Annotated in this window: 5 protein-coding genes and 3 pseudogenes; 6 read left to right on the top strand and 2 right to left on the bottom strand. The window is 40.7% G+C overall.

Annotation, left to right across the window (positions count from 1 at the left end):
- The first annotated feature begins 71 nt into the window (after nt 1–71).
- The 3 genes from H6G41_RS34215 to H6G41_RS34205 are packed head-to-tail and all read left to right on the top strand — an operon-like array spanning nt 72 to nt 1,653.
- Complete coding sequence (locus H6G41_RS34215) at nt 72–923, top strand: hypothetical protein (RefSeq protein WP_306790462.1); 852 nt, start codon at nt 72–74, stop codon at nt 921–923.
- 42 nt (nt 924–965) lie between these two features.
- On the top strand, nt 966–1,316 hold the full coding sequence (locus tag H6G41_RS34210; RefSeq protein ID WP_190752805.1) for a DUF5674 family protein: 351 nt from the start codon (nt 966–968) through the stop codon (nt 1,314–1,316).
- Nucleotides 1,297–1,653, top strand: a complete 357-nt coding sequence (locus H6G41_RS34205; RefSeq protein WP_190752804.1) for a hypothetical protein — start codon at nt 1,297–1,299, stop codon at nt 1,651–1,653. Before H6G41_RS34210 ends, H6G41_RS34205 begins: the two co-directional genes overlap by 20 nt.
- A gap of 51 nt (nt 1,654–1,704) precedes the next feature.
- Here H6G41_RS34205 and H6G41_RS34200 read toward each other — a convergent pair whose 3' ends face one another.
- Nucleotides 1,705–2,115: a hypothetical protein gene (locus tag H6G41_RS34200; RefSeq protein WP_190752803.1), complete on the bottom strand. Its 411-nt coding sequence runs from the start codon at nt 2,113–2,115 to the stop codon at nt 1,705–1,707.
- A gap of 68 nt (nt 2,116–2,183) precedes the next feature.
- On the opposite strand from H6G41_RS34200, the pseudogene H6G41_RS34195 reads away from it, so the two are divergent.
- A pseudogene (locus tag H6G41_RS34195) lies at nt 2,184–2,331 on the top strand (IS701 family transposase); the annotation flags it as partial.
- A gap of 112 nt (nt 2,332–2,443) precedes the next feature.
- Here the strand turns inward: H6G41_RS34195 and H6G41_RS36560 are convergent.
- A pseudogene (locus H6G41_RS36560) lies at nt 2,444–3,328 on the bottom strand (ferritin-like domain-containing protein).
- A gap of 133 nt (nt 3,329–3,461) precedes the next feature.
- Here H6G41_RS36560 and H6G41_RS34180 point away from each other — a divergent pair.
- Nucleotides 3,462–3,632 (top strand): hypothetical protein, encoded by a 171-nt coding sequence (locus H6G41_RS34180; protein WP_190752802.1) that lies wholly within the window; start codon nt 3,462–3,464, stop codon nt 3,630–3,632.
- Between the two features lie 99 nt (nt 3,633–3,731).
- Nucleotides 3,732–4,747 (top strand): annotated as a pseudogene (locus H6G41_RS34175) (hypothetical protein); the annotation flags it as partial.

Genomic DNA, 4,747 nt, shown 5'->3' with positions numbered 1-4,747 from the left:
TCCTTCCCAATCCCCCCGCACACGATTATCATTTTCATTTAGCCTTTTTGAGTATTTTAACTGATTGACAAATGTGGAATTACCTTAACCTCTCACCGATGGTACACCGTAGCCTGGACAATCAGGATGTAGTAACCATCGATGTTCCTGCTGTTGAAGTACCTGAATTAACACCAGAAGAACAGAGTGATCGCTTACACTTAGAGCGAAAAGTCGAGAGGGCATTTTTTGAAGCGGGTAAGGCACTGGCAGAATTGCGTGATCGCAGACTCTATCGCTCCACCCATCGCACATTTGAGGAATATTGCCGCGATAGATTTGGTTACAATCGTTCCCGTTCTTATCAATTAATTGATGCGGCTATCGTTGTGGACAATCTTACTGAATGTCCACAATTTGTGGACATTTTACCAACAGCAGAAGGACAAATTCGCCCACTCACTAAGCTAGAACCCCAGCAGCAACAGGAAGTTTGGCAACAAGCAGTACAGAAAGCTGGCGGTAAAGTGCCAACTGGAAAAATCGTCAAAGATATAGTGCAACGCATTATGGAGCGTACCCAAGTACCCAACACCTACCAATTGGGTGAAGTCTGCCAAATCTTAGCAAAGGACAATCCCGAATTAAGGGGCAAAAGCGGTTGCTGGGCAATTGTCACTCAAGTGAATGACTTCACTTGCACCGTGAGGACTTGGGATGGAGACTTGACGGTGGGGCTGAAGTACCTGAAGTCTTACGAATACTTGCCTGAAGATTGTCAGCAGATGCAAGAGATATGCGCTCGCATCAATCGGGTGTATTCAAGTGGGCTGGAGGAATCTGTGCAGAGCTTTCTGGAGTCGTTGGGGAAGCTGAAGCGGGCTTATTTGACGGGGTTGGAAGAGAAGGTGTTGAGGGTGCTGGAGACTGAGATGAAAGACTGATGCAATAATGCTTTGGGTAATTTATTGTGTAAGGATGAAATTTTGGTACTGATTATCAGAGAAAGAGCGACGCTAGAACAAGTTGAGCAAATGATGCAAACTTTGAAAATTTACATTAAAGTTGCAGTAGATATAGAAAGAGGAATATTAGCTGGAGGAGGAGAAAAACACGCTTTCTGTGAAGCAGCATTGCTCGAAGATGGTAGTAGACAGCGAGATATTTGGGGTGCTGACTGGACTCCTTTTAATCAATCAATTGCCTATGAATCAATTATTAACATTCGCCCCAGTCAAAATAATCGCTCAATGCTAATTCAAGACCCAGCAATTCAAGAACGTGTTAAACAAATCACTCAGGAGTTAATCGGTGGTTATGAACCAGAAATTAAATGAAAAACAAGCAAGGTTTCAAAGAGAAAATACATCAAATCGCTTAGGACATATAGCTTCTAATTTAGCCAGGTTGAGAACATTTTGTAACACAGCTTACCCGGAAGCAGTTGAAAGTGTGGCAGATGAAACTATGTATTTTATCGAATGGACAGCAGCAGAAATTGAACCGGAATATGCCGAAGAATTAGTCAACATTCAAGTTCAAATAGCACGGTGGAAATTAAAATTTGATAGTCTTTGGTCTGATGAGAGTGAACGCAGAAATATGTCCGAGCAAGCTAGTGCTTGGTCAGCGCGAGTATTAGATATGTCAGGTTTGTTGTCCGAATCTATCTAAAATTATAATCGTGCTCGCATTTGTGGAGAGTACTTTTGCGTTACCCTCATCTCAATTAAGCTCGTTACGATTATGTGTCGGCAATTGAAGCACTTCAGAAAAACGTGAATACTTAACAGCATCGGTAGGAGGATAATCTGCCGACACTGCAATTAACCCAATTTTTATATCGTCGAAATAAATCACACCCCCTATACGCCGTTCAGCCTGGAAAGGCCCATGAAAAAAATGATACTTTGCAATGTAAATCGATAAAAAGTCAGTAATTTTTGTTTCCCTGCCAAACATTTGGTGACAAGTCTTGCGGATAACAGTATGTAGATATTCATTATGGGTATGCTCACCCATATCAGTAAATTCCGGATGATCTGCAAAATGATCCATATAAAATAACCAGATATTAGACAAGTCTGCGTCATGAGTCAGTTTTTGCTTGAGTTCTTGCAATTGATTGATATTCATATTGTGGATATTAATGCGGTGGAACGAGCAAACAGCACTGTTAAAAATCTAAGTAGATTATTAGAGAATTTAACTTAATTCAGCCTTGGCTCACAGTTTTTCCTATTCCTCAACTATTATTAGGATTTGCTAAACTTCAATAAGAGTGTTTATAGGCTCACTTCCCCACTTTTTATATTCCTGACTCACCCCGATTTTGTATTTTCCTCTGCTTAGAGTGACAAATGAGGGTTAAATTCGATAAATTTTTCCCTGCCTTGAACTTCAGTTTAAGGCAGGGAGAGGTTTTTTATGTCTAGCTAAATGGACACCAAATAAACCGTCGAATTTACGTTCCAATCAGTTGAGAATTTTTTTGTGAAGGCATACTATCTTGTACTAGAGAACGATTTGGTGATTTGCCTTGTAACAGATTACTAGCAAATGCAAAAGTCGCGTTGACTTTGCGAGTCCGCCACTCATCTATAAGCTCTTGTACTTGGGTAAGAGACATTCGCTTTGTCATTGCTTCATAAAGATAAGCAGCATGAGTAGTTTCATCTTTGGCGACACTCAAAATGCCCAATTTTAAGTTGCGAGAAACAGGTTCATCATCGGGTAATGCCTTCGCCATCCTCGGAAAGTCTTTGCTAGCATCTAACTCCAGAATGTAAGTGCTACCCATGAAGACATTCCAGTCAATCACAGCAGGTTTTAGTTGTTCTGGGCTGTAACCTTCAAAGAAGGCGGCAAAAAATGGACTACGCTGCTGTTGTGATTTATCTGTAGATGTGGTTTGAGGTTGACTCTTCCAATCGATAACTTGTTTATTGAGTTGTTTTAAGCTAGAGCGGTAAAACTTACTAGAGTAGATTTTTAATGATTGAAATAGGCGTAAATAGGTAAACCAAAATTTTAAATAATAACGAACTTACTAGGTTTAAGTTTTTGCTCTAGCTAGTTTTGCCATGCTAGGTTTTAAGCCGTGAGCGAAAATTTGACCGTGCCGAGTTTCATCTGATGCGTGTTGTTTGAGCTTTTGGGCTAACCATGTATCGCCCTCTGCTGCGGCACGTTCGCTTAGTGCTGTCAAAAAAGGCACAGAACCAGATTCTGCTAACTGAAACCCAGCCAGGATATTAGGGCGAGTTTTAGAGTCACGGATCTGAGCAGCACTGTAGTAGGCGAAAGCACCAGAACCTACTAGATGCATCACATAAGTCAACAAATTCATGAGGGATTCCCGCTAACCTTTCTTCTTATGGTAAACATTGAGCATGAGGGATTGGGGATTGGGAAAATTATAAAAGTTATTAGCTCGTCATTGTCGCTCACGTGCAGGTGTACTTGATTATACGGTTTATTCAATGGGGTATGAACCATTGAGGCAGGCGATCGCTTTTTATCTAGCTCGTTCTAGGGCAGTTCAGGCGCAGGATTATCAGCAGATGCAGGAGAATGCAATCGCACTTCACGGGTGTATTCAAGTGGGCTGGAGGAATCAGTGCAGAGGTTTTTGGAATCGTTGGGGAAGCTGAAGCGGGCTTATTTGACGTTTGTTAAATAATATTTGACAGTTCTGCTCGTTACCTCTGGTTGAAATAGGCTATTTATGTAATGCTAAGGGGATTTAGGAGATGCCAAAAAAGAGCCAGAGCAATTCTCAGGGTAATCTTAAACAAGAAACCTCTGTTGGTTCGCGCATCCTTGAAGCACTTACCGAAGGTGAAATTTCCCAGCTACTCGACTCCTTATTTGTGGTTTTATCTGACGAACAGCGAGAAACTGCATTTGCTCAACTGCAAGCGAATACCCGGGAAACTTTAACTCAAATCATCACTCCACCTCAAACAGTAGAACAGGTAAAAACAAGTCAAGAACGACCAACTTCTTTAGCAAAATTAGCTCAAACTTGGTCGCAACTATGGGAACAATGGAATCAGATTATTTGGCAAGCATCCCAAGAAGAGGGGAAATATATAGTTCAAGAAGCCAGCTGGGAAGAACCTTATTTTGATGATTGTACTTTTGTTGAAGATTTAGAAGTAGTTGCACAACAGATGAAGCCATTGGTAAAAACAGCTTTTGAGAATGGCTTTAGTAATGACGATGGTTTTGCAGCCAGTTTGTTAGCAGCAGAAAGCGAAATTTCTAATGGTATACCCGACTGGATGGAAATTGCTAACGGCATTAATTTGGAAGGAGCAACAACAAGCTGCTTGTTGGAGTGGGAGTGGTTGTTGGTGCAGTCACAAAGACAAGATGGGTTCAAATTAGCTCAAAAAATTAGGGAATGGTCAGAAGAATTTACTGATACCAGTTTAAATGATGAAGCTGTCATCGATTTTTTCTCTAATTTATCTGATGTTCAAAAAAAAATAATTTTAGACGACATGACAGCCAATAGAGAAAGTAAAGAGTGGAAGTCGGAACTGGAAAACACTTACTCCTATTGGCATATCATTTACATGGAATTGATGCAGGAATTTGCAACACCAGAGATATATTTGAACAATCTGCGGGCTACTATTTCGCAGCAATGGCAAAATGGGTTACCTGTGATTGAGGATTTATTGGGTAAACAGGAATATCGAGAAAGTCTCACAGTGATTCAAGAGACTTTGGATGCGTTGTTAAAAAACAAACAAGATAA

Origin of the sequence: Tolypothrix sp. FACHB-123 (assembly GCF_014697075.1) — a bacterium.
Classification (GTDB): domain Bacteria; phylum Cyanobacteriota; class Cyanobacteriia; order Cyanobacteriales; family Nostocaceae; genus Aulosira.
The sequence above is the reverse complement of the archived record's forward strand: the minus strand, read 5'-3'. Positions and strand labels throughout refer to the sequence as shown.